This is a genomic window from Leptolyngbya sp. KIOST-1 (assembly GCF_000763385.1).
Lineage (GTDB): Bacteria > Cyanobacteriota > Cyanobacteriia > Phormidesmidales > Phormidesmidaceae > Nodosilinea.
Genome location: NZ_JQFA01000002.1, coordinates 1,019,131 through 1,042,278 on the forward strand (window position 1 = coordinate 1,019,131; position 23,148 = coordinate 1,042,278).

Annotated in this window: 21 protein-coding genes and 1 tRNA gene; 9 read left to right on the forward strand and 13 right to left on the reverse strand. The window is 61.8% G+C overall.

Features of this window, described 5'->3' with window-relative positions; all coding sequences use genetic code 11:
- Positions 1-3: 3 nt before the first annotated feature.
- Positions 4-300: a hypothetical protein gene (locus NF78_RS04570; protein ID WP_035985072.1), complete on the reverse strand. Its 297-nt coding sequence runs from the start codon at positions 298-300 to the stop codon at positions 4-6.
- Between the two features lie 1,074 nt (positions 301-1,374).
- On the opposite strand from NF78_RS04570, the gene dnaG reads away from it, so the two are divergent.
- Together dnaG and NF78_RS04580 are read left to right on the forward strand one after the other, a co-directional pair.
- Entirely contained in the window at positions 1,375-3,318 is a 1,944-nt protein-coding gene (gene dnaG, locus NF78_RS04575; protein ID WP_035985073.1) for a DNA primase, read from the forward strand.
- A gap of 384 nt (positions 3,319-3,702) precedes the next feature.
- Positions 3,703-4,926 (forward strand): FAD-dependent monooxygenase, encoded by a 1,224-nt coding sequence (locus NF78_RS04580; protein WP_035985074.1) that lies wholly within the window; start codon positions 3,703-3,705, stop codon positions 4,924-4,926.
- A 122-nt stretch (positions 4,927-5,048) separates the two neighbouring features.
- Here NF78_RS04580 and NF78_RS04585 read toward each other — a convergent pair whose 3' ends face one another.
- From NF78_RS04585 to NF78_RS04600, 4 genes are all read right to left on the reverse strand, one after another.
- The gene (locus tag NF78_RS04585; protein ID WP_052050600.1) at positions 5,049-5,933 is read right to left on the reverse strand and encodes a hypothetical protein; all 885 of its coding nucleotides are present in this window, start codon (positions 5,931-5,933) and stop codon (positions 5,049-5,051) included.
- Between the two features lie 297 nt (positions 5,934-6,230).
- On the reverse strand, positions 6,231-7,514 hold the full coding sequence (locus NF78_RS04590) for a DUF389 domain-containing protein (RefSeq protein WP_035985075.1): 1,284 nt from the start codon (positions 7,512-7,514) through the stop codon (positions 6,231-6,233).
- A gap of 140 nt (positions 7,515-7,654) precedes the next feature.
- Positions 7,655-8,188, reverse strand: coding sequence for an HPP family protein (locus NF78_RS04595; protein ID WP_035985076.1), 534 nt, complete (start codon positions 8,186-8,188; stop codon positions 7,655-7,657).
- Between the two features lie 59 nt (positions 8,189-8,247).
- Positions 8,248-9,234, reverse strand: coding sequence for a GntR family transcriptional regulator (locus NF78_RS04600; RefSeq protein WP_035988701.1), 987 nt, complete (start codon positions 9,232-9,234; stop codon positions 8,248-8,250).
- A gap of 289 nt (positions 9,235-9,523) precedes the next feature.
- Here NF78_RS04600 and NF78_RS04605 point away from each other — a divergent pair, with 289 nt between their 5' ends.
- Positions 9,524-10,276: a dienelactone hydrolase family protein gene (locus tag NF78_RS04605; protein ID WP_035988703.1), complete on the forward strand. Its 753-nt coding sequence runs from the start codon at positions 9,524-9,526 to the stop codon at positions 10,274-10,276.
- Positions 10,277-10,295: 19 nt separating this feature from the next.
- On the opposite strand, the gene NF78_RS32840 is transcribed toward NF78_RS04605, so the two are convergent.
- The gene (locus NF78_RS32840; protein WP_263970544.1) at positions 10,296-10,418 is read right to left on the reverse strand and encodes a hypothetical protein; all 123 of its coding nucleotides are present in this window, start codon (positions 10,416-10,418) and stop codon (positions 10,296-10,298) included.
- Between NF78_RS32840 and NF78_RS04610 the strand changes: the two genes are divergently transcribed.
- From NF78_RS04610 to NF78_RS04620, 3 genes are all read left to right on the forward strand, one after another.
- Positions 10,417-11,760, forward strand: a complete 1,344-nt coding sequence (locus NF78_RS04610; RefSeq protein WP_035985077.1) for a ribulose bisphosphate carboxylase small subunit — start codon at positions 10,417-10,419, stop codon at positions 11,758-11,760. The two genes, NF78_RS32840 and NF78_RS04610, sit on opposite strands and share 2 nt — an antisense overlap.
- 156 nt (positions 11,761-11,916) lie before the next feature.
- On the forward strand, positions 11,917-13,374 hold the full coding sequence (locus tag NF78_RS04615; protein WP_035985079.1) for an ATPase domain-containing protein: 1,458 nt from the start codon (positions 11,917-11,919) through the stop codon (positions 13,372-13,374).
- On the forward strand, positions 13,364-14,398 hold the full coding sequence (locus tag NF78_RS04620; protein ID WP_052049792.1) for a diguanylate cyclase: 1,035 nt from the start codon (positions 13,364-13,366) through the stop codon (positions 14,396-14,398). Before NF78_RS04615 ends, NF78_RS04620 begins: the two co-directional genes overlap by 11 nt.
- On the opposite strand, the gene uraH is transcribed toward NF78_RS04620, so the two are convergent.
- Positions 14,395-14,754, reverse strand: coding sequence for a hydroxyisourate hydrolase (uraH, locus tag NF78_RS04625; protein ID WP_035985081.1), 360 nt, complete (start codon positions 14,752-14,754; stop codon positions 14,395-14,397). The two genes, NF78_RS04620 and uraH, sit on opposite strands and share 4 nt — an antisense overlap.
- Positions 14,755-15,035: 281 nt before the next feature.
- On the opposite strand from uraH, the gene NF78_RS04630 reads away from it, so the two are divergent.
- Positions 15,036-15,608: a Rieske 2Fe-2S domain-containing protein gene (locus NF78_RS04630; RefSeq protein ID WP_035985082.1), complete on the forward strand. Its 573-nt coding sequence runs from the start codon at positions 15,036-15,038 to the stop codon at positions 15,606-15,608.
- 87 nt (positions 15,609-15,695) lie between these two features.
- Here NF78_RS04630 and NF78_RS04635 read toward each other — a convergent pair whose 3' ends face one another.
- The 3 genes from NF78_RS04635 to cobO form a co-directional block, all read right to left on the reverse strand.
- Positions 15,696-16,292 carry a hypothetical protein gene (locus NF78_RS04635; RefSeq protein ID WP_035985083.1) on the reverse strand — a complete coding sequence of 199 codons (597 nt, stop codon included), beginning with the start codon at positions 16,290-16,292 and terminating at the stop codon, positions 15,696-15,698.
- Between the two features lie 73 nt (positions 16,293-16,365).
- Positions 16,366-17,277, reverse strand: a complete 912-nt coding sequence (locus NF78_RS04640; RefSeq protein WP_263970545.1) for an oxygenase MpaB family protein — start codon at positions 17,275-17,277, stop codon at positions 16,366-16,368.
- Positions 17,267-17,941 (reverse strand): cob(I)yrinic acid a,c-diamide adenosyltransferase, encoded by a 675-nt coding sequence (gene cobO, locus NF78_RS04645; protein WP_035985086.1) that lies wholly within the window; start codon positions 17,939-17,941, stop codon positions 17,267-17,269. Before cobO ends, NF78_RS04640 begins: the two co-directional genes overlap by 11 nt.
- A 340-nt stretch (positions 17,942-18,281) precedes the next feature.
- On the opposite strand from cobO, the gene NF78_RS04650 reads away from it, so the two are divergent.
- Both NF78_RS04650 and NF78_RS04655 read left to right on the forward strand, forming a co-directional pair.
- Positions 18,282-18,354: transfer RNA gene (locus NF78_RS04650), tRNA-Arg, on the forward strand.
- 212 nt (positions 18,355-18,566) lie between these two features.
- On the forward strand, positions 18,567-19,805 hold the full coding sequence (locus NF78_RS04655; RefSeq protein ID WP_035985087.1) for an RNA polymerase sigma factor: 1,239 nt from the start codon (positions 18,567-18,569) through the stop codon (positions 19,803-19,805).
- Positions 19,806-19,951: 146 nt separating this feature from the next.
- Here the strand turns inward: NF78_RS04655 and NF78_RS04660 are convergent, their stop codons facing one another.
- From NF78_RS04660 to NF78_RS04670, 3 genes are all read right to left on the reverse strand, one after another.
- Positions 19,952-20,521: an FKBP-type peptidyl-prolyl cis-trans isomerase gene (locus NF78_RS04660; protein ID WP_035985088.1), complete on the reverse strand. Its 570-nt coding sequence runs from the start codon at positions 20,519-20,521 to the stop codon at positions 19,952-19,954.
- A gap of 59 nt (positions 20,522-20,580) precedes the next feature.
- Positions 20,581-21,330 (reverse strand): response regulator transcription factor, encoded by a 750-nt coding sequence (locus NF78_RS04665; RefSeq protein WP_035985089.1) that lies wholly within the window; start codon positions 21,328-21,330, stop codon positions 20,581-20,583.
- 335 nt (positions 21,331-21,665) lie between these two features.
- Positions 21,666-23,114 carry a GAF domain-containing sensor histidine kinase gene (locus NF78_RS04670; protein WP_052049794.1) on the reverse strand — a complete coding sequence of 483 codons (1,449 nt, stop codon included), beginning with the start codon at positions 23,112-23,114 and terminating at the stop codon, positions 21,666-21,668.
- Positions 23,115-23,148: the final 34 nt, after the last annotated feature.

Consider the following 23,148-nt stretch of genomic DNA (forward strand, 5'->3'; position numbering starts at 1 on the left):
TGTTTAGCTTTGACACTGTACTAGATTGCCTCCGTTATGGCTTGATAGGCGCTGACGATTGCGCTCTTTAGCATCATATTCTGGGTAAAGGATTAAGATTGTCTCTGTAATTGTTGTAAAAATAAAGTCAAGCGACACCGCCCGTCCAATCTCAAAATTAAGTCGTTTAGCGAACTTCCAGGCACAATCATCAATGTTTTGCTTGAGGCAATTAAGCTTTTCTAGATCGCTGTATTCCGATTCAATCCAAGCACGAATTACTTTCTTGAGGATTCGGGATTCGGCTTGAGAAATTTGCATTGCTGTTTGGCTCTTCGGCTAGAACAGGATTCTTTTAGCAAATTATCGCGTGACTATCTTGTAGTGGCAAGCAAGGATATCATTGAGCCTCCTGTTAGTCAAGAAAGTAGAGTCAGGGGAAAAGCTCCTTTATCTTGAGGGTCTAACGGTGAAGTTGTGCGGCGACAGATAACCTCCGACTCAGCACCAAGATCTCTCGCTCGTCCGCACCAACGAAGTGTTAGCCCTGCGCGATGTTCCAGGGTTTGAGTAGACCCCAGCCTCTCGGCGATCGCCCCCCCTCACCTCCTGAGTCCTCCAACTCTAACCCAAGCCTATCAGAACTACCCCTTCACCTCACCACCACAGCCTTTTGAGACCTCTCACTCTGACCAAGAACTCGAAGAACTTAACCTTTGCAATGAGGGGGGCGATCGCCACACCCAACTACAAGTGAACAAAACCGGGGTCTCTCGGCGAAATCGCCCCCACACCTCCTGGGACATTTAAGGCTCACAAATAACCTGAAAACAACCAACCTTTCCTACTAACAAATAACCTCTTGAGTCCTTCAACTCTGACCCCCATCTTTCGCTACTCAACCTTCGCAAGTGGGGGGCGATTCGCACACCCAGCAGAAGAGTGAACAACACCAGATCGTGGGGGGCTAACTCTTACTTAGAGGGAAATTTTCTGCCTAATACCCACATACAGGATCTTAGGTGGAAACCTGTCTACCCAAACACCCTTAAACGGATCTTAGGTGGAAAAATTTCTGCCTAAACGCCGAATATGGGATCTTAGGTAGAAATTTCCAGTATAAGCACCCGATTGCCGTCATACACCAAGCTACAGATTTGTTTTCGCCGATGGAAACTGGTCTCCTTGTCCAGGTTTGTCCTACGGTTGGCGGGGAGCGGTTGTACCAGTGTCTGCATTGATTTTTCCTCGTCCTGCGCTCCGCGTGAGGCTGAGAGAAAACGGCCCTCCTGCACTCCTCTGCGACCGCCTGGCCACCGCCCCTGCCTCGATCCGCTACAATCAAGCCACCTAGATATAGTGGGCTGACCCTGGCCCCTGCCCTGCTCCAGCGCTATGGATACCCCCCGTCTCCACCCCGATACGATTGAAGCGGTACGCGATCGCGCCGATATTGTCGATGTGGTCTCCCAGCACGTGGTGCTGAAAAAGCAGGGTAAGGATTTCGTCGGCTTATGCCCCTTCCACGAGGACAAGTCGCCCAGTTTCAGCGTCAGCCCCGGCAAGCAGTTTTACTACTGCTTTTCCTGTGGGGCGGGGGGCAACGCCTTTAAGTTTTTGATGGAGCTAAACAAACGCTCCTTCGCCGATGTGGTGCTGGATCTGGCCCAGCGCTACCAGGTGCCGGTGACCACCCTGGAGCCCGCCAAGCGCCAGGAACTCCAGCGGCAGCTCACCCTGCGGGAGCAGCTCTACGAAATTTTGGCAGTCACCGCCCGGTTCTACGAGCATGCCCTGATGCAGATGGACGGGGCAGCGGCTCTGGCCTACCTCTACGAGCGGGGGCTGAAGGACCACACCATCCAGCAGTTTCAGCTGGGGTTTGCGCCGGGGGGCTGGCAGACCCTCTACGGCTACCTGGTGGAGCAAAAGCACTACCCGGTGGAGCTGGTGGAAAAGGCGGGGCTGATCGTGCCCCGACAGAAGGGCGATGGCTACTACGACCGCTTCCGCGATCGCCTGATGATTCCCATCCGCGACATCCAGAGCCGGGTGATTGGTTTTGGTGGCCGCGCCCTGGGGGACGAAAAGCCCAAGTACCTCAACTCCCCCGACACCGATCTGTTCGACAAGGGCAAGACCCTCTATGGGCTGGACCTGGCCCGGGCCGCGATCGCCAAGGACGACCGCGCCATTGTTGTCGAAGGCTACTTCGACGTGATTGCCCTCCACGCCGCCGGGCTGGAGAACGCCGTCGCCGCCCTGGGCACGGCCCTGAATGCGGCCCAGGTGCGCCAGCTGCTGCGCTACACCGAATCCAAGCAGATTTTGCTCAACTTTGACGCCGATGCCGCCGGAGTGAAGGCGGCCCAGCGGGCGATCGGCGAAGTGGAGGAGATGGCCTACCGGGGCGACGTGCAGCTGCGGGTGCTGAACATTCCCGACGGCAAAGACCCGGACGAGTTTTTGCGGCAGCACAGCTCCGCCGACTACCGCGCCCTGATCGACGCCGCCCCACTGTGGATCGACTGGCAAATCCACAACTTGATCAGCGGCAAAGATCTGCGCCAGGCCGACCAGTTTCAGCAGACCAGCCAGGCGGTGGTCAAGCTGCTCAGCGACATCGCTAACGCCGACACCCGCACCCACTACGTGCGCTACTGCGCCGAAATCTTCAGCAACGGTGACAGCCGCCTGGTGCCGCTGCTGGCCGAAAACCTGGTCACCCAGGTGCGCCGCCAGCGCCGCACCACTTCCTCAGAGGCTCCGCCGCGATCGGCCCCCAGCCCCACCTCCAGCGCCAGTTCCCTGGAGCAGGCCGAAGCCTCGCTGCTGCGTATTTTTCTGCACGCCGCCGACCACCGCGACGAGATCCGCCAGGTGCTCGAAGACCGCGACTTGCAGTTCAGCTACTCCCACCACCGCGCCCTGTGGCGGCAGATGCAGCGGCTGCTGGCCGAAACCGAAGGCACCCGCGTCGACCTGGCCAGCCTGCTGCGCAACCACCTGGCCGATTCCGGTCTCGCCAGCACTCCCCTGCAAGCCCTGCTACACCTGAGCGAAAAGACCCGACGTGACCTGCTGCGCGCTCCCCTGATCATCCGCGCCGCCGCCGCCTGCATGGAAAAAAACCTCTGCGAAAAGCGCTACCGCCACTTTCTCGCCCTCTGGGAAAAGACCGACTGCACCAGTGCCCCCGAGCAGTTTGCCGAGTACCAGCGCCAGATCTACGCCGAAAAGCGCCGCATCGAAGCGCTCGAAAAAGACCGCCAGGTCACCTTCGAAGACCTGGCCACCATGCCCTGGGTAGGCGAACAGTACGACTCCCTCGATCGGTAGGGCGATTTTGAATTTACGATTTTAGATTTTGGAGAGCTCGATTGAGGCATGTGGTCGGGCAAGAGCAAACGCTGTTTGCCCCTACGGGAGGAACACAACAGGCAAGCCCGCAGAGTCCATGACGACCAACCGCCCAATGTGCAGAACAGAGGTTTAAACCGATGATCGATCAGTCCTTTCCGTGAGGTCAAGGACGACGGAACGTCCTTGTCGACGGGGGTCTGGGGCCAGCGAAATGGCCCCAGCGGTAGATCTGGCTTTGCCCTCGATTGTGCGCCGCGATCGCCTTTGGTTTGGCCCAAGTTGATGGTGGGCACTGCCCACCCTACGGCTCGCTGCCGACGTTATTCTGAACAAAAGCTTACCCAAAGTTCTCCTTGATCCATGCCCAGAGTTGCGATCGCAGGCGCTGGCCCCACCGGGGCCACCCTGGCCCTCATGCTGGCCCAGCGCGGCATCCCCGTCACCCTGATCGAAGCCGCCCGCGACTTCCAGCGCCAGTTTCGCGGCGAAGGGCTGATGCCCAGCGGCCTCGACGCCCTACACCAGATGGGGCTGGACGCTCTGCTAGAGACAGTGCCCCACCGGCCCCTGAGCGCCTGGGAATTCTGGCTCAGCGATCGCCGCCTCTTCCGGGCCGACGAGCCCCTTGGGGCAGACCGCCCCTGCACCCTGGTCTCCCAACCGCCCCTGTTAGCCGCCCTGGTCCAGGCCGCCCAGGCTCAGCCGGGGTTTGAGTGGATGCCTGGTACCGCGATAAAAGACCTGCTCTGGAACGATCAGCGCGTCACGGGAGTTCTACTCAGCGATGGCCGAACAGTGGAGACTGACCTGGTAATTGGCGCCGACGGCCGCGCCTCAGCCCTTCGCCAACGGGCCGGACTCACCCTGGAAACCCAGCCCAAAAGCATTGACGTGCTGTGGTTCAAACTGCCCGCACCGACGGGCTACGCAGCCGACAATCGCTTTTGCACCGTGGTCAAAGGCGGACGCATCTTCAGCCTGTTCCACGGGGCCGAGCCCGACAAATTGCACCTGGCCTGGGCCGTTGCGCCGGAGGAGCCAACCGAGCAAAAGGACTGGGGCAACACCTTTGCCGCCCTGGTGCCACCAGATCTGGCGGAGCATTTTCGCCGCGTGGGGGAAGCGATTACCGCGCCCATGCGGCTCTCGGTGATGGTGGGCCGCTGCGATCGCTGGCACCACCCCGGCCTGCTGCTGCTGGGCGATGCCGCTCACCCCATGTCCCCCGTGCGGGCCCAGGGCATCAACCTGGCCCTGCGCGACGCCATTGTTGCCGCCAATCACCTGGTGCCCGTGCTCCAGCGAGCGAACGACTCGACCGGGGAAGCAACTACGGAGGCGACCAGGAAGGCGATCGATCGCGCCCTGGAGCGCATTCAGGTGGAGCGCGAACCCGAAATTATTCAGGCCCAGCAGCTTCAGGCCCACGAAGCCAGCCGGGGCGAGATGCTGCGCCGCTTTAGCTGGTTGCGCCAGGGTCTGAGCACTGCTTCGCCCCTGGTCGGCCCACTGGTGCAGCAGGTGTGGACACAGCAGCAGCAGCCCCTGCGCCAGGGCATCACCTCGGTACGCCTGGAGGTGTAGTTGAGAGATGCCCAAAGGCCGTGGTCCTGGCTACGGCATAGCTCAGGACCACGGCCTTTTACTGGGCTAGGGGCTACCGCCCCCTGGCCTCTGATGGCTTATCCACCAAGAGCAAACTGACCTTACTCAGGGATCAGGGAGGGATAGATATCGGTAGCAACCAGCACCGGCCGGTTCGTGTACTCGGCCTCTATGCGCTCCCGAAACTGCAGATCCCAACCGAGATCGTAGTCGCGCTCAAACTCAGCCACGATGAACGGGCGCAGTACTCCCGTCACCGCAACCTCTTCATTCTCCTGGAGAGCGGGGAGCGGAGTTCTGGCCTGGGGTTGATCACTGCCTTCTCGAGGGGAAACGTACAGGACCAGGAGGTTCTCGCCTCCAAGCAGGCGGCCCTCTTCCAGGGTGAACGCCGATTCGGTTTGCAGCTCGTCCACTTCGCCAGTGACGGCTAGGGTTTGACCGTAGTAGCGCTCAGGGTTGTCGGAAATTTCCCCTGGTTCGGGAGCCAGCGCAATGGACTGAGCAATGATGGTGGGCTGATTTTCGTAATCCTGGTAAAGATTGGGGTCCAGGGCAAAGTTAAATTCACGCTCCACATCGGCCCGGACAAAATTGCGAACTTCCCCCGTCACCTGTACTGGAGCATTGCCTTCGGGTAGGAGCAGGGGTTCGCCCGAAGCATTGATGACCAGAATCGGGTCGTTGCCAAAGAAACGCTGATCGCTGACGGTGAACGAATAGTTGTCGACCTGGTCAATCGGCTCACTGCGAATGGTGACGGTTTGACCGATGTAGGCCTCAGTATTTTCAGCGACGTCCTCCGCTTCTACGACCGCAGAATCATCGCCGGGGGTACCCCCTAGCTGCGCGCCTTCGCCACAGGCACCGATCAGTCCGGCGATCAGGCCGAAAGCCAGCGTGCTTTGGAACAGCCGCCGCTTTCTAGACGGGCTACCGAACACCTTGCGATCGGTGTTGGTTTCTCTGTCGGTTAGCCGAGCCATAACAATTTCCTCCAAATTCAACATTAACTACCGCTGAAACGCTGCGCTGAACACTTTCAGTCGGGAACTCTCTAGCGAAGCGATCGGCGTATTTCAACAGCGATAGTTTCGACTCGCCATCTTTTTGTCGATGTGTTATTCACCTCAAGTTATAGTCTCCTGGGGAGGGCTTAGTCGTCTGCCAAAGTGACAAGAGCTAAGTCCGCCCATAGATAGAAAATTCAGGTTTTTTGCAGCGAAAAATGCCGGAGATTCCGGCGCAATGGCCATCGCTATTTTTCTGGGATGGTTGCGGAGTTAGTTGGCGGCGGCGGGCGCGTCAAGCACCGTAACCTGGACTAGGGGGGTAACGTCAAACCCCTGGTCGAGCAAATGAGCCTGAATTGCCTCGGTCAACGCCGCCTGGATGGTTGCCTCGGCATCGTCTGCGTTGGGCTGGCGCTGCACGTAGATTTCCGATAAAAGGGTGTTCTGGTCAGCGATATCGGAGCGGGTGAAACGCACCGTTGACTCCACCAGCTCAACCTCGGGGAACCGTTCAACCACAGTCTGGACCTCGGCATTGGCCCGCTGGGCGCGGCTAGAGCGCTGTAGATTGGGCGAGTCCGACAGCTGCCAGGTGAGCAGGGCCACTAGGGCGATCGCGCTTGCCCCCAGCGCTACCGGAAACACCCCCGGCTGGCCCCGCCGGTAGCGCGCCCCCTGGGTGGACAGTCCAAAGGTGCGAAAGACGATCGCCGCCGACAGGTTAATGCCGCTGAGCTGCAGCAGCAGCAAAAACACCCCATTGACCACCATATCCCAGCGACCAATGGCCATGGCCATACCGACGATGCCCGCCGGGGGAGCCAGCGAGGCGGCCACCAGCATGCCGGTGGCTGTGCCCGACACCAGGCTGCTGCGCTCCGACTGCACCAGGTTGACCGCCCCCGCCGCCCCCGCCGCCAACGGCAGCAGCACCGCCACCGCCGAAATCTGGCTGTTGTCAATCATCAGCGAGGTGGCAATGTCCTGCTGAAACACCAGGCTGAGCAGAGCCGCCACCCCAATTGTGACCAGCAGGGCGGTGAAGTAGCGCAGCACGCTGCGACCCAGCAGTTGACGATCGCCCCGGGCAGAGGCGATCGCCGCGTTCATGGCGGGTCCGGCAAAGGGGGCGATCAGCATGGCGGCCACCAGCAGGTAGCTGGTGGTGGTAAATAGCCCAATCCAGACGACCACGCCTGCGATCGCGGCATAGCTCAAGAACCCCTTCCAGGAGCCCACGCTCTGCAGCCCGGCCAGAAAAATCTCGATTGGGCTGCGCTCCTCCACCTGGGTGACCTGCTCCGCCGCCTGATTCGCCGGGGGGTGCAGGGCCATGACCCCGCTCGGCATCAGGGTGACCCTGAGCTCAGGCAAATCCTGCAGCGCCTCCAGCAGCGCCTCTACCCGCTGATTGGACACATGCACCAGCAGCACCTCGTGGGGTGTATCGCCGGTGGTCTGCCACTGGGCCAGATTGGTGGCCCGGCAGTCCTGGGCCTTTCGCAGCACGGTTTTGCCACAGCCGCAGGGCACTTGAATCAGCAGTTGGCGCATGGCAGACCCTGGGATAGAACGTGTTCGGTCACGTTCTCTATCCTGGGAAGGGTCGGCAATTTTGGCATCGCCTGAAGGGCCAGTGGGGTGCTACGTCGAAGGGGGGGAGTGGGGTTTGGGTTTCGGGTTTCGGGTTTTGGTTAGCGGTCAGCGGTGGTCTGAGGGCTGTGGCGGGCCAGCACCCAAAGGGAGAGCTTTTCGAGCATGACCAGGGTGGCGGTTATGCCCACCGCCAGGCCAAACAGCACCAGATTACTTTCGTTGCCGCTGCGCAGGGCAAAGCTCAGGGAGGTGGCCACCGCAGGCGGATGCACCACATCCAGCACAATCATCAGCACGATGGTGATCACCATGGCCAGCCCACCCGACAGGTAGCCCGAACCCACGGTGGTGTAGGTGATAAAGCCCAGGCCTGCCGCCATCAGCTGTGCAATCAGCAGCGTGCGCACCGAGTTGGTACCGTGCTGCGGGTCGAGGTAGATCAAAAAAGCGCTGGAGGCCAGGGAGGCAAACAGCAGTCGCTGCTGGCTGAGCGCCTCGACCAGGGCCAAAACCGCCAAAACCACCGCCGTAGGGGCGATCGCCAGGGCAAATTCGCCCTTCAGGTTTAGCCGACGGCGCAGGGCACGATTGGCCCCTCTGAGCGGCTTCAGGCTTTTGCGATCGTGGCTCATGGGGTTATTCCAGGCGATGCAGCGTTATCTGGCCTCGGCCAATCGACCGGGCCCATCGATCAATCCAGGCCCAGTTCGCGCTTGAGCAGGTTGATCGACTTTTCGCCGATGTAGTTGTCGCAGACCACCAGCTTGGGGGGCCGAATCAGGTCTTCGCGGGCTTCGGCGATCGCCTCCTTGACCGTGGGCAGGCTGGCCTCGTCAAACACCACAATGGTCTGGGCGCTGTGGATGACGGCGTTGAGCTTGTAGGTGTCGTCGGTTTGGGCCGACATCAGCAAAATCTCGTCGCCCCGCAGGCTGTAGCTGATCACCTCCGCCGCTCGCAAAATGCCAGTGCTGACGCTGACCATGCCCAGGCAGGTGCCCTTGGGCAAATCCTTGAGCAGACCCAGTTCTTTTTTGTAGTCGTAGATATCGACTGGAATCACCCGCACCGACTTGGGCGCGGCGATCGCCTCGGCTTCGCTGATGAAGTAGCGGCTGGTGACCACCGTGCCCGATCGGGTCTGGGCCAGAATGGTGTCGAGTTCTTCGAGCGGAACCAGCTGCACCGGAATGTGCAGCGCACTCTCCAGCTCGCGCACCATCAGCTGCCCCGCCCCGATGTCCTGGGCGGGAGCCGTCACCAGCACCCGGGCACTACAGCGCAAGCGCCAGTCGATTTCGGCCAGAAACAATTCCCGCGCCTGGTTGAGGGAGCAGCCCTGGCGCAGCAACTCGTCCAGCCCGGTTTCTACCACGTCCCGGGCCTGGGGAAACTCGGCCCAGAGCAGGGTCTGGGGGCGGGCGCTCTCGGTGCTGTTTTGCTCGCGCACGTAGATCCCCGAGCCGGGCATGGCCTCGACCACCCCGGCATCTTCTAGCTGGCGGTAGACTTTGCTGATGGTGTTGCGGTGTAGCCCCGTGTGCATGGCCAGCTGACGGGTGCTGGGCAGCCGGTAGCCGGGGGGATACTGCCGCGAGGCGATCGCAAACCAGATCTGGTCGTAGAGCTGAGTCGACGCCGGAATCTCGCTGTCGGGCTGGATGTGAAACTGCACCACCAAACTACCTCCCGGCTGTCGCCAGACAGCCCAATTTCAACAAACTCAGACTAGATACACCGGCCATACTGCTAATTTAGGACGAATTTTAGAAAAGTCGCCGGGTTCGGACCGACCGCTGCCGCTGCCGCAATGATTTTTGACAATTGATTGGGCAATTTTGAGCCGGCAATTCTGATTCTCGACAATTGTAGATCCCCTCATCTGGATTGGGGGCCGCTGGCCGGACGATCGCCAGCCCCGGCACCTGAGGTTTAAAGTAAACGTGACGACAATGGGCAACCCTGCCATGACCTCTCTAGTCCGGACCGAAACCCTTACCATCCCTAGCGGTGACACCGAAATCTTGGCCTACCTAGCCGCCCCCTCGCGCCCCGGTCGGTTTGGGGCCGTGGTGGTGATCCAGGAAGTGTTTGGCGTCAACAGCCACATTCGCGAAGTGACCGAGCGCATTGCCGGGGCGGGCTACGTGGCGATCGCCCCCCACATCTACCACCGCCAGGCCCCCGGCTTTGAGGTGGGCTACGGCGAGGAGGACCTGGCCCTGGGCCGCCAGTACAAGCAGGGGACAACGGCGGCGCAACTGCTGGCCGATGTGCGGGGGGCGATCGCCTACCTCTACAGCCAGGCCAACGTGATCCCTGACGGGGTCGGCTGCATCGGCTTTTGCTTTGGCGGCCACGTCGCCTACCTGGCCGCCACCCTGCCGGATGTAAAAGCCACCGCCTCGTTCTACGGCGCAGGCATTGCCACCCTGACCCCCGGCGGCGGTGAGCCCACCCTCAGCCGCACCCCGGAGATCGCAGGTACCCTCTACGGCTTCTTTGGCGACCAGGATGCGCTGATTCCAGCCCAGGAGGTGGACCAGATCGAGGCGGCCCTGAAGGAGCACGGCGTGCCCCACAAAATTTTTCGCTACCCCGAGGCCAGCCACGGCTTTTTCTGCGACCAGCGCTACAGCTACAACCCGGAGGCCGCCCGCGACGCCTGGGCCCAGGTGCTGGAATTGTTTAAGGCCACGCTGCCCGCCGCTCACGCATAGCGATCGCTTATGGTCGGCTTCAGTCTTTTGAACCATTGCCTCGACCACGCTGCGAGATAATGTAAAAGCCGATACTTTTTCTGACGGCGGCGGCAGAGCGATCGCCGCCGCCGCCGTCCCCCCCTACTGCCCCAGACCCCATGGCCTATTACCTCTCTCCCCGGTTCCTCGACAAGCTGGCGGTGCACATCACCAAAAACTACCTGAAGCTACCCCAGGTGAAAATTCCGCTGATTTTGGGGGTGCACGGCCGCAAGGGGGAGGGCAAAACCTTCCAGTGCGAGCTGGTGTACGAGCGCATGGGCATCGAGGTCGTCCATATCTCGGGCGGTGAGCTGGAAAGCCCCGATGCGGGCGACCCGGCCCGGCTGATTCGGCTGCGCTACCGCGAGGCCGCCGAGCTGGTGCGGGTGCGCGGCAAAATGGCGGTGCTGATGATCAACGACATTGACGCCGGGGCGGGCCGCTTTGACGCGCTGACCCAGTACACCGTCAACACCCAGCTGGTCAACAACACCCTGATGAACATTGCCGACAACCCCACCAATGTTCAGCTCCCCGGCAGCTACGACGAAAACAAAATTCAGCGGGTGCCGATTATTCTCACCGGCAACGATCTCTCCACCCTCTACGCACCGCTGATTCGCGATGGCCGGATGGAGAAGTTTTACTGGGAGCCCGACCGCAGCGATCGCATCGGCATTGTGGGCGGCATCTTTGCCCCCGACGGCCTCTCCCAGTCCGATATCGACGCGCTGGTGGATACCTTTCCCAACCAGGCGATCGACTTCTTTGGGGCCGTGCGCGCCCAGATCTACAACGAGCAAATCCGCGACTTTATTTATTCTGTCGGCCTCGAAAACGTCTCCCGCAGCGTGGTCAACACCACCACGCCGCCCAGCTTCCGCAAGCCCGACTTTCGCCTGGCGCATTTGATTGAGGTGGGCGATCGCCTGGTGGGCGAGCAGCGCCGCGTCAACGACATGCGCCTCGCCAACGAGTACAACCGCGTCCTCAGCCAGGGCGGCCCTTCCCCCAGCTCAGATGCCGGTCCCTTCTACCGGGCCTACCCCACTGAAAATGGCCACCGCCCCGACGACGGCAACCGCCTCAATGACGACCAAAATCTAAAATCCGAAAGCCAAACTCCCCCCACCCCCCCTTCTTCCCCTCCCCCACCTACCCACCCATCCACCCATCCACCCTCCCACCCATCCACCCTCCCACCCGAACTACACCAGCAGATCAACACCATCCTCTCCCAGGGCTACCGCCTCGGCATTGAGCATGTGGACAGGCGGCGGTTCCAGACCAATGCCTGGCAGAGTGGCCCCGCCCTGCCCAGTCAGAATGCCGCCGCCGCCACCGCCGCCCTGGAGCGCTGCCTGGGCGACTACGCCCAGGACTACGTGCGGCTGATCGGCATTGACCCCAACACCAAGCAGCGGGTAATGGAGCAGATCATCCAGCGGCCGGGACGATAGTATTGCTCCACCGTTTTTAGTTGCGATCATTTACATTCGTCTAGCTGAAGGATTTTGATGGCACCATGGAGAGCTAGAGTTCCTCCTGGGTCAGGGATTGGCCAGGCATGGTCCAGGTGGGGCTGCTCCTTTGAGATATAGGTAGACGCGAGCAGGATGCACGAAAATTATCGCCTTTCATCAGGAATCGAAGGTCTTGATGAGGTTTTAGGCGGAGGGTTGCCGCCGGGGCAGGCTTACTTGGCCCGCGGTGGGCCGGGCTGTGGCAAAACCACCTTGGGGTGGCATTTTCTCACCAGTGACTTGGAGGACGGTGCCCCCCGGCTGTTGATCAGCCTGGGGGAGTCGCATGACCAGCTGCGGCGCAACGGCGCGGCTTCGGGCTTTCCGGTCGATGCGGTGGAGGTCTTAGACCTCAGCCCCGATGCCGAGTTTTTTGTGAAAAATCAGGGCTACGACATTTTTGCGGCGGCCCAGGTGGAGCAGACCCCGCTGACGGAGCGGATTGTCGAGCGGGTCAACGCCCTCCAGCCCAAGCGGGTGTTTGTCGACTCCATGACCCAGCTGCGCTACCTCTCCACCGATGCCTACCAGTTTCGCCAGCAGGCGGTAGGGTTTCTGCGGTTTTTAATTGGGGCTGGGGCCACGGTGCTGTTTACCTCCGAGGGCAGCCAGGAGGCCCCCGATGAGGACCTGCAGTTTATCAGCGACGGCATTTTGACCCTGCACTTGCAGGACCAGGGACGGTACCTGGAGGTGACTAAGCTGCGGGGCAGTTCGTTTCGCAAGGGTCGCCATGCCCTCCGCATCGGCGATCGCGGTCTGGTCGTATTTCCGCAGCTGGTGGTTAACGAGGAGACTGCCCCGGCGAGCGTCCCCCACCTGTGCCCCGCCGGTATTCCCGAGATTGACGAGTTGCTCAACGGCGGGCTGGAAAGCGGCACCGTCACCATCATTTCTGGCCCCAGCGGCGTGGGCAAAACCACCCTGGGCCTGCAGTTTATTAAAGAGGCGGCGGGGCGGGGCGATCGCTCGGTGGTCTACCTGTTCGAGGAGTCGGTGGATACCCTGCTGAACCGCTGCGAGGGCATCAACATTCCGGTGCGGGCCATGGTAGAACGGGGCACCCTGGCGGTGGTCAAGGTTGACCCCCTGCTGTATTCCCCCGACGAGTTTGCCAACCAGGTGCGCCTGGAGGTGGAAAAGGCCAACACCCGGATCATCATGATCGACAGCGTGCTGGGCTATAAGCTCTCCTTTCAAACCGAGGACCTGATTCGCAACATTCACGGGCTTTGCCAGTACCTCAAGGCGCGGGGGATAACCACCCTGCTGACCAACGAAGTTGAGTCTATAACCGGCGATTTTAAGGCGACGGAGCTGGGCGTCTCCTACCTGGCCGACAACATCGTGTTTCTGCGGTACCTGGAAATTCGGGGCCAAATGCGGCGGGCGATCGGCGTTTTGAAGAAGCGCCTCAGCGATTTCGAAAAGACTTTACGGGAGTTTGAAATTTCGCGCTACGGTATCAAGGTGGGGCGGCCCCTGACTCAGCTGCGGGGCATCTTAAGCGGTGTTCCCGAATTTATTCAGCCCCACGACCATGAGTCCTGACGATCGCCCCGGTTCACTCACTGCACCCAGCCCAGATCTCCACTGCCCCCACCGAATTCTGCTGGGGGTAGAGCACAGTCAAAATCGCCAGCTGCTGGCGGGGCTGCTGGGTCGGTTTTACCAGCTGCAGGAGGACCCCGCCGAGGTGCACTGGGGCCATGCCTTTGATCTGTGCATTTTCGACAGTTTGTTTTGGGGCCGGTTTGCCCACCAAATCGCGGCTCAGCGGGCGGCGGCCAACCCGGTTTTTTTGCCCTTTCTGCTGCTGCTGAAGCGATCGCACCTGCCCCTGCTCACCGTTGCCCAGCGGGAGCAGGTGGACGATGTGATCACCATGCCCATCGACCAGACCGAGCTGCTGCTGCGGGTAGAGTCGCTGCTGCGCACCCGGCAGCAGGCGCTCAAGCTGAACGCGCTCCTGGCCCAGGAGCAGCTGCTGGAGCAACAGCTGCTGGTGGACAACCAGATGTTGAAAGCGCTGGCCACCCAGGACGGCCTGACCGGCATTGCCAACCGGCGCGCCTTTGACGAGAAGCTGGCCTACGAGTGGAAGCTGGGCCGCCGCGGGCAGACCCCCCTGACGGTGGTGCTCTGCGATGTCGATCACTTCAAGGCCTACAACGACACCTACGGCCACCTGGCGGGCGACCAGTGCCTGCGGGCGGTGGCAGGGGTGCTCGATACCGTGGTGCGTCGCCCCGCGGATATGGCCGCCCGCTACGGCGGGGAAGAGTTTGCCCTGGTGCTGCCCAACACCGACCACGAAGGGGTGGCCTCCATTCTCGATCGCCTGCGCCGCACCCTGCAGGCACGGGCCATTCCCCACCGCCAGTCTCCCACCAGCGCCTGCGTCAGCCTCAGCTTTGGGGTGTCCGCCATTGTGCCCGCTGAGCCCCTACAGCCCGAAGACCTGCTGCGAGCCGCCGATGCTGCCCTATACCAGGCCAAGGCCGCGGGCCGCGATCGCGCCGTCGTGGCCCCCGCCCTGGGCCATTCCTCTCCCCTCAACCAGGGGCAGACCTAGCTGCCCCGGTAGGTGCTGTAGGACCAGGGCGACATCAGCAGCGGCACGTGAAAGTTGCCGCTGGGGTCGGCCACCGTAAAGCGAATTGGAATTTGGTCTAAAAACGGGGGCTCCGAGAGGGCCGCCCCGGTCTGGGCAAAGTAGGCCGCCACATCGAAGGTGATTTCGTAGGTGCCGCGGTGGAGTTCGTCGCCCTCTAGCAGAGGTTCATCGGTGCGGCCGTCGGCATTGGTTTCGACGGTTTTGAGCGCCGTTTTGATGTCGGCTTCGTTGTTAATGGCCCAGACTGTGAGCCGCAGCGCAGCGGCGGGTTTACCCAAAGCTGTGTCAAGAACGTGGGTGGTAAGTCGGCCCATTGGAGTGGTGAATTTCTGATATACGTACAGTCAAAGCATATAGTAAGACCCTATTTAATTGGGCCCGATAGCCAGAAATCACCCCCGCATTCTCCCTTCGGAAGGATCCTCAGCCCCCGCCGGGGCTGAGCGCCAAGCGCAGGGTTCCACCGCCTGAGGGCGCACAGTCTAAAGGCGCAAAGCCTGAGGGCGCAAAGTTTATAGTGCCACCCCAGGTCCAATTCGTTAGGCTGACCGTGACGCACCTAGACGCCTGCGGGGAAACCTGCGGCGAGAAGCCTATGACCAGACCCCCCAATTCAAGTTTTGCCGCCGCGGCCTGGTCGCGGCGGCGGCTCCTCAGGTATGCGGCTGGCGGCAGCCTGGGGGCGATCGCCGTGGGCCTGCTGCGGCCCCGGACAGTCGCCAGCGCCGAACCCAAGCTGGAACTGCTGTGCTCGATGTTTCCACAGAACTCGCGCTGCACCGACTACCTGCCGGGGTCCCAGGCGATTGACGAAACCGGCGAGCCGATCGCCGTCGATGCCCTGTTGCCGACCGCGACCCCTGGCCAGCCCGTTCCCGTGCGGGGATTGCCCGACAACCAAACGACCTACCTGGTGATCCAGACCGGGCCAACGATCGCGTCCTACGGCATTCGCCCCATCTGCACCCACTGGGGCTGCACCGTAGACTGGCAGGCCGACCAAAATCGGTTTGTCTGCCCCTGCCACGATTCCCAGTTTGACAGCGAAGGTCGAGTGCTGGCGGGGCCGGCAGAGGAACCCCTGCCCCTGGCAACGGTGGTGGTTCGGCAGAATCGGATCGGTCTGGTCGATCGCGCTCCCTCCGTCGAGCCGCGCCAGGGGCTATGACCGTTGAGGTCTAAACCATCATCAGTGGTTGTTGAAGGTAGCCGCCCAGGTGGGCGGCCAGACAGTCGGGGCAGCTGATGACAGCCCCTAGGACTCTAGCTTGCCGCCGACAAAGGGGGTGCTCCAGATCGCCCAGTTCTCTTTGTTGAAGGGCGATCGCCAGCGCTGAATCAGCTCCAGTTCCAGGGCCTGGCGAGCCCTGCGATCGCGCTCGGCGTAGGGCCAAAACCCAATGTTCACCGCCACCGGCAGCCCGTGGGTCCGGTGGGCCTCGATGTAGCTGAGAATGTAGCGCTTGCAGTCGTGGACACCCTTCCAGCGCTGGTTGGACTTCACCGTTTCGCCCACGTACAGCAGCAGATCCGCCCCGTGGTCGACGACAAAGTAGAGGGCGGGCACGCCCGACTCCTGGAACTGCCCCCGCCAAAACTCCGCATTTTGAGGCGGCAGGGCAAAGGGGTCGAGGGTTTCCGCCGGAGAATCGTTGACTAAATCAAACAGGGTTCCCTGGGCGATCGCGGGACCCGAGCGCACCGCCGTCTGAAACTGGGCCACCCGCTGCTTCCAGCCCTGGAGTTCCTCCGCCAGTATGGCCGACCCGCTGGGGCGGTTGTAAGCCCAGGACAGATCCGCCGCCCGCAGGTCGGTTTCGGAGAGCAGCGAGGGCTGGTAGTCTGAGGCCATAACATCTATCCGTAGCGGCTGTGGCCTCCCATGATAGGGTAAAACTCCAGATGTAGCGGTTGGCCAGGTTTTTCTACAGCCGCGATCGCAGCCCGTCGGGGCCAATGTCGGCCACGGTGTAGCCCTCCGGGTAGCTGCGGATGGACTGATCGACAAAAAAGTCCGGGGTAGTGCGGGGCGGCAGGCGGCGCAGCAGACGGCTGCGGGCCTTGAGGGCCGTGGCGGCAACCCGCTGCACAGCCGTTGGCGTCGGCTGCCAGCCCAGGGCCTGCAGCAGGGGCGGGTCAAGCAGGCAGGGCAGGCCCCAGTCCACCAGCGGCCGAGTGGCCGCGGGGAACCAGCTCAGCAGCAGGCGTCGGGTGGCATCGGCGACCCGCTGGTTGCTGGGGGTGTAGGCAAAGTGCTGAGCTTCAAACTCGCGATTGAACTGCTCAAAGGCCGCGTAGGTAGGCGGAATGTCCTGAATGCCCATGCGATCGCCAATTGCCCGCCAGAAGGCGTAGCAAGCCAGCCGCTCCTGTTCGCAGAAGGGCCGCCAGCCAAAGCGATCGACCCAGCGAATCGGCTCATAGACAAAGGTTGAAAGCACGTACAGGAAGTCGGCATTGGCGATGGCGTAGTGGCGATGAATCGCGTTCATGCGCTCGATAAATGCCGCACCCCGCGGGCTGTCGTAGCCGTGCTTGAGCACCTCCGACACCACAATGCCCGTGTCGTCATAGCGCTTCTGGGCGTGGTAGCGAAACTCCCCGGTTTGGTCCAGCAAGCGCGACACGCTGGGGATGCAAAAGGTGCGCAGCAGGGCCACCTCCAGGGCACGGGTGACATCCCACGGAAACTCGTACCCGGCCAGCAGGTGGCAGATCGCCTGGTGGTCGCGTTCGGGATCAAGGCGCTGGATGCGGCGCAGGGTGGCGTGGCGATCCATGGAGGGAGTGGGGTGGGTGGAGGGGTAGGTGGGTAGGTGGGTGGGGTTAGTATTCAATGCCAGGTTGGGCTTTGACCCCCTGCTCGCGGAAGGGGTGCTTGACCAAGGTCATTTCGGTGACCAGGTCGGCGCGATCGATCAGCGCCTGGGGGGCACCCCGCCCGGTCAAAATTACGTGGGTCATTTCCGGCTTTTCGGCCAGTCCGGCCAGCACCTGCTCCGCCGACAGAAAGCCGTGCTTGAGGGCAATATTGACCTCGTCAAGCAGCAGGGTTTTGACCTCGGGGTTGCGAAGATAGCTGAGAGCAGTGTCCCAGGCCGCCTGGGCGGTGCGGGTATCGCGATCGCGATCCTGGGTATCCCAGGTAAAGCCTTCGCCCATGGCGTGGAAGCTGAGCTGATCGCCAAATCGCTCCAGCACGGCTTTCTCCGCCGGTTCCCACGCCCCCTTGATGAACTGCACAATCGCCACCCGGTAGCCGTGGCCCAGGGAGCGCAGCACCATGCCCAGGGCGGCGGTGGTCTTGCCCTTGCCCTGCCCCGTGTGGACAATCACCAGCCCCTTCTCCACGGTGCGATCGGCAATCCGCTGCTGCTGTACCTCCTGCCGCCGCTGCATCTTACGGCGGTACTGATCGTCAGAGCTGGCGCTTTCGGCCGCCTGGGTGAGGACAGCGGCAGCGGCATCGAGGGTTTCGGCGGAGTCAGGAGGTTGGGCCATGGGCGGTTAGGTCAGATTGTAAAAAACAAGCGTATCGAGGGCGATGAACCGATCGCAGTACCCCCACATCTTAGCCCCCCGAGGTTAGACCCAATCCCGAATTGTCCGCAGGGTAACCCTATCGCGTTCGGGGGAAATGAAGCTAGCGATATAGCCATCGCCAGAACCGTTAGGAGATCGCCCATGCTCCTGAAGCGATGGCTATACGCCATTGCGCCGCCCCAGTTTTTTGCTTTTGGAAGAGGCCAATGTCCTAAGCGCATCGCCATCGATATAGAAGCCTGATTCCAGTATCCGCCGCACCAACACCTCTGTCAGGTGCTAGAATGATGCAGCTTAAGGGCATGTAGCTCAGTGGATAGAGCACTAGATTCCGGTTCTAGGTGTCGCAGGTTCGAATCCTGCCATGCTCGTTTCTTAGGCCAGCGAGGGTTCGCCTCCTGTTTGAACGTCCGGTGTACGTTCCGGAATTACTTGTCACTATTCCGAAAGTAGTGGCCCTGGGCCAGAGCAGGTCGCGGCGATCGCGGCCCCTGTTGGACCCACCCGGCTGTTGCCGAAAACCAGTACAATCAAACTACAGCAAGCTGGGCGCGAGAACGGCTTTGGTGCCGGGAGCACAATTATGGGTGAGCCGACCCCGATTCAGAAGCAGGTTGATGCTATCTATCGCTCCGAGTCGCGGCGCGTTTTTGCCACTCTAATTCGTCTGCTGGGCGACTTTGATCTGGCGGAGGAGGCCCTGCACGAGGCCTTTGCCGTGGCGCTAAAGCAGTGGCCTCGGGATGGCACTCCGGCCAATCCGCGGGCGTGGCTGGTGTCGGTGGGTCGGTTTCGGGGGATCGATGCCCTGCGGCGGCGGGCCCGCTTCGACGCCTCCCTGGCCCAGTTGGCTCAGCCGCTGGAGACGCCTGGGACGATAGCCAATGACGAAGAGGTGGAGGACGATCGCCTGCGGTTAATCTTCACCTGCTGTCACCCCGCCCTGGCCCAGGAGGCCCAGGTCGCCCTCACCCTGCGGGAGGTCTGCGGCTTGAAAACTGAGGAAATTGCCAGTGCCTTTTTGATTGCCCCGCCCACCCTGGCCCAGCGCATCGTGCGGGCTAAGGCCAAAATTCGAACGGCGGGCATTCCCTACCAGGTGCCGGCGATCGCCGATTTGCCCGACCGCCTCGATACGGTGTTGCAGGTGATTTACCTGGTGTTTAACGAGGGCTATGCGGCCTCCTCGGGCCCCGCGCTGACCCGCGCCGACCTCTCCGGCGAAGCCATTCGCCTGGGGCGACTGGTGCTGGAACTGCTGCCCGACGAACCCGAGGTGATGGGACTGCTGGCGCTGATGTTGCTCCAGGAGTCGCGGCGACAGGCCCGCACCTCCGCCACCGGGGATTTGGTTTTGCTGGCCGACCAGGACCGCAGCCTGTGGAACCAGGGGCAGATCGCCGAGGGCCGCAGGCTGGTGCGGCAGGCCCTGGTGTTGCAGCGGGTGGGTCCCTACGCTATTCAGGCGGCGATCGCCGCCGTCCATGCCGGGGCTCCTAGCCCAGCCGCCACCAACTGGAATCAAATTGTGGCCCTGTACAGCCTGCTCGCCCAGATCGCCCCCTCCCCCCTCGTGGCGCTAAATCGGGCGGTGGCCGTGGCCATGCGCGATGGGCCCCAGGTCGGTCTCAACCTGCTGGATGAGATTCTGGCCCAGGGGGATCTGGCCGGGTATCACCTGGCCCACGCTGCCCGCGCCGACCTGTGCCGACAGCTGGGCAAAACTAACGAGGCCAGGGCCGCCTATCAGCAGGCCCTGGCCCTGGTGCGGCAGGCCCCTGAACGGCGATTTTTAGAGAGTCGCCTGCGCGAGCTAGGCTAGGGGCTGCCAAGCCTAAGTTTGTCGGTTGGGTGGCGGGCTAGCAGAACCTAACAGGGCTGACTGCCGTTGGGTTACGTTCCGCTTCACCCAACCTACGGGAACTAAGCTAGGGGCTGCCATCACTGACGATGACCCGCTTCAGACCCTTAGCCGATCCGCAGCAGCTCCACGTCAAAGAGCAGCGTGGCGTTGGGAGGAATCACGCCGCCAGCGCCACGACTGCCGTAGCCCAGCTCAGCCGGAATCACCAGCTTGCGCTGACCGCCGACGCGCATGGTGCCAACCCCTTCATCCCAGCCCTTAATCACCTGGCCGACGCCAATTTGAAAGGTAAAGGGACGACCGCGATCGCGGGAACTGTCGAACTTGGTGCCGTCCTCCAGGGTGCCAGTGTAGTGCACCGTCACCCGCTGACCGGCCTGGGGCATGGCCCCGGTGCCTTCCACAACGTCGACGTACTGGAGGCCAGAATCGGTGGTGGTCAGGGTTTCTTCGGACATGGCGGTGACCTCAGTGGTGGAGCTATTGGGGGCTAAATCGGCAGCGGCCTGGGCAATTTGAGCGACCGGCTCCGCTATTTGGGTGGCCTCGGCGGCCACCCCGGCTCGGTTCAGGCTGGCGGCGATCGCCTCGGGCCGAGCCCCCGTCAACTGAGCCACTACCAGCACCAGGCAGCAGGCCACCAAAACCCCCAAGCTGATCAAAATCTCTCGCACAATCTGCCTCCCATCCAAGCGTTGTCTTTCCCCCGATCATATAGCAATCCCCCGCCGCCTCACCCAAACCGATAGCCAAACCCTCGCAGGGTGGTCACGTACTGGGGATGGGCCGGATCCACCTCAATTTTTTCTCGCAGCCAGCGAATGTGGACATCTACGGTTTTGCGATCGCCGACAAAATCCGTCCCCCAGATCGACTGAATCAGCTCCTCACGGGACCACACTCGGTTGGGGCTCTGAATGAACAGCTCCAAAATTCGAAATTCTTTGGGCGACAGGCTGACCTCCTGCCCCGCCACCGTCACCCTAAATTCGTTGGTGTAAAGAACGATATCTTTGTAGTTCAGAATGGCGCGATCGGGCTTTGTCGCAGACCACCGCTGTCGCCGCAGCAGGGCCCGACAGCGGGCTATCAGCTCCCGCATACCAAAGGGCTTGGGGAGATAGTCGTCGGCCCCCACCTCCAGCCCCACCACCCGATCCATCTCGGCGCCCTTGGCGCTCAAAATCAGAATGGGAATGTCCAGGTTGTGGTGACGGATCAGACGACAGATGTCGAGTCCGTTGACCCCTGGCAGCATCAGATCGACGATCGCCAGATCCAGCTTCAGGCCAACCTTTCCTTCCCCAGGGTTCGGAAAAATCAGCTCCAGCGCCCGCTGGCCCGACTCGGCCGCCACCACCTGGTAGCCCTGCTCATTCAGCGCCAGGGCTACGGTTTCACGAATCAGGTCTTCGTCATCAATGATCAAAATTTGCCCCTGCGCCCCCGGCAGCGGAGGTAGGGCAAGCTTTGGATTTTGCACAACGGGGCCAAAAGCTCAATTAACGACGTGGGCAGACTACCCAACGCTGGCGATCGCCCCGGCGGCACATCGACCTGCCCCTAATTCGCGGCCCAAGGCAATGCCTGGGCGTCTGCACCATTCCGCCATGGTGTCGGACTGAGCTTAAGACAACATCGAGTTCTGGTTAAGCTTACGTAAATTTCATCCCCCCCTACGGGCGGACATCAATCAGCCTCTGGTACCCCAAGCACCGATGGTTATACCTCCTCGTGCTTGGATCGGGCGTGGCAAAGCTGGATACACCGAGCGTTTGACCACGTTTGACCACGTTTGACCACAATTGAGGCCCTGCCCTAAGAGTCACTGCGGGCTGAGGGACGGGCCACAGCGGCGTCTAGATTGGGCAGCAGCACCATCAGCCGACTGCTGCTGTCCGCGTAGTCCTGAACGCTGATCCGACCGCCGTGGCGCTGGACCAGCTGCTGGCTCAGCAGCAGCCCCAGCAGCGAACGGGGAATTTCAGCCGCACTCAACCTTACCAGGGGAGTCTGGAGAATGGCCACCACCTCCGGCGGCAGCCCCTCCCCCAGCCAGGGATTAGAAAGCCACAGACCTAGGGCCAGATCCTGCCCTCGACGGCAGGCGTGAAGGCGCAGGGTGCTGTCGTCCCCAGCCACCGGCAAAATACCTGCCATCAGGTAATACAAAATCTGCTTTACCAGGCGCTGATCCAAAACCCAGTGGTTTTCGCCCGGCTCTACGGTCAGGCTGAGGGTCTGAGTGCGCTTTTCTGCCAGCGGCGTCAGGGTTGCCATCACCTGCTGCCCCAGAGCCTCAATATCGACGGTTGTCGGCGCTAGCTCGGCGCCCTCAACCGCCACCGGGCTGAGGGCGCTCAGCTCGTCAACCAGGGCAATCAGCGTCTGGCTGCTGCGGTGCACGATATCGGTATACTCCCGCTGTTTGGGAGTGAGCGGCCCGTAGATCTCGCGGTTCAGCATCGTGCTCATGCCCAGCACCGTCGTCAGCGGACTGCGGAGATCCTGGGTGAGCTGGCTGATCAGGTTCAGGCGCACCCGATCCATGATGTTATCCAAAGACAGTGGCCCGGTGCTGGACCGGGCTAGGACTGACGCCTGGTGGCGCTCAAACTCGCTCATGCCCCATCGAGCCGCCATCGCTAAAAATCCCAGCTCTGGTTCGCTGAACTGTCTGGGGCACAGGTCCATGGCCGCCAGGGTGCCCAGACAGAGTCCCTCGCTGGTGACCAGGGGGACGCCACAGTAGGCTCGAATACCGTAGCTGCTGACCAACTCACTCTGGGCAAAGCCGGGAGCTTGGGCCGTGTCGGGTACCACCAGCGGCTGTTCGCGATCGAGGATGTGAACCCCCAGCCCACCGCTGAGGGGCAGCTGTCGCTGCAGCGACAGCGGATTGCCCACCCCCAGGCAGGACAGACCAAAGGCGGCGTACAGGTACTCGGTGGTCTCGTCTGCCACGGTAACGATCACCAGGGGCAGACCCAGATAGCGGGCGGCCATTTGCGCCGCTTCTTCCCAGGCGGGAACGCTACCGGGGTGGGGCAGCCCCAGGGCCGCGATCGCCTGGCTGCGCCGCTGCTGCCTTTCAGCCTGGGAAAGGCCACTGAGCGCACGGGTGGACCAGACCGACGGGGCGTTTCCCCCAGCCGACAGCCCGGCAGCGGCATCGTCTGAAGACAGGTCTACACATTCTGAAGCGACAGCTCCAGTCTCCTTGCCAGCGTCTCCCTCAGACCGCACCGGAAACACAGAAACGCCCATGGCCAACGCCTAACTCTTGCTGAAACACAGCTTT

What these genes read in the sequence shown, in the direction of transcription:
- NF78_RS04670 (WP_052049794.1), bottom strand. Translation starts at nt 23,114, where the DNA reads ATGGGCGTTTCTGTGTTTCCGGTGCGGTCTGAGGGAGACGCTGGCAAG.
- uraH (WP_035985081.1), bottom strand. Translation starts at nt 14,754, where the DNA reads ATGGGCCGACTTACCACCCACGTTCTTGACACAGCTTTGGGTAAACCC.
- cobO (WP_035985086.1), bottom strand. Translation starts at nt 17,941, where the DNA reads ATGGCCCAACCTCCTGACTCCGCCGAAACCCTCGATGCCGCTGCCGCT.
- dnaG (WP_035985073.1), top strand. Translation starts at nt 1,375, where the DNA reads ATGGATACCCCCCGTCTCCACCCCGATACGATTGAAGCGGTACGCGAT.
- NF78_RS04620 (WP_052049792.1), top strand. Translation starts at nt 13,364, where the DNA reads ATGAGTCCTGACGATCGCCCCGGTTCACTCACTGCACCCAGCCCAGAT.
- NF78_RS04610 (WP_035985077.1), top strand. Translation starts at nt 10,417, where the DNA reads ATGGCCTATTACCTCTCTCCCCGGTTCCTCGACAAGCTGGCGGTGCAC.
- NF78_RS04655 (WP_035985087.1), top strand. Translation starts at nt 18,567, where the DNA reads ATGGGTGAGCCGACCCCGATTCAGAAGCAGGTTGATGCTATCTATCGC.
- NF78_RS04570 (WP_035985072.1), bottom strand. Translation starts at nt 300, where the DNA reads ATGCAAATTTCTCAAGCCGAATCCCGAATCCTCAAGAAAGTAATTCGT.
- NF78_RS04605 (WP_035988703.1), top strand. Translation starts at nt 9,524, where the DNA reads ATGACCTCTCTAGTCCGGACCGAAACCCTTACCATCCCTAGCGGTGAC.
- NF78_RS04590 (WP_035985075.1), bottom strand. Translation starts at nt 7,514, where the DNA reads ATGCGCCAACTGCTGATTCAAGTGCCCTGCGGCTGTGGCAAAACCGTG.
- NF78_RS04585 (WP_052050600.1), bottom strand. Translation starts at nt 5,933, where the DNA reads ATGGCTCGGCTAACCGACAGAGAAACCAACACCGATCGCAAGGTGTTC.
- NF78_RS04615 (WP_035985079.1), top strand. Translation starts at nt 11,917, where the DNA reads ATGCACGAAAATTATCGCCTTTCATCAGGAATCGAAGGTCTTGATGAG.
- NF78_RS32840 (WP_263970544.1), bottom strand. Translation starts at nt 10,418, where the DNA reads ATGGGGTCTGGGGCAGTAGGGGGGGACGGCGGCGGCGGCGATCGCTCT.
- NF78_RS04580 (WP_035985074.1), top strand. Translation starts at nt 3,703, where the DNA reads ATGCCCAGAGTTGCGATCGCAGGCGCTGGCCCCACCGGGGCCACCCTG.
- NF78_RS04630 (WP_035985082.1), top strand. Translation starts at nt 15,036, where the DNA reads ATGACCAGACCCCCCAATTCAAGTTTTGCCGCCGCGGCCTGGTCGCGG.
- NF78_RS04635 (WP_035985083.1), bottom strand. Translation starts at nt 16,292, where the DNA reads ATGGCCTCAGACTACCAGCCCTCGCTGCTCTCCGAAACCGACCTGCGG.
- NF78_RS04595 (WP_035985076.1), bottom strand. Translation starts at nt 8,188, where the DNA reads ATGAGCCACGATCGCAAAAGCCTGAAGCCGCTCAGAGGGGCCAATCGT.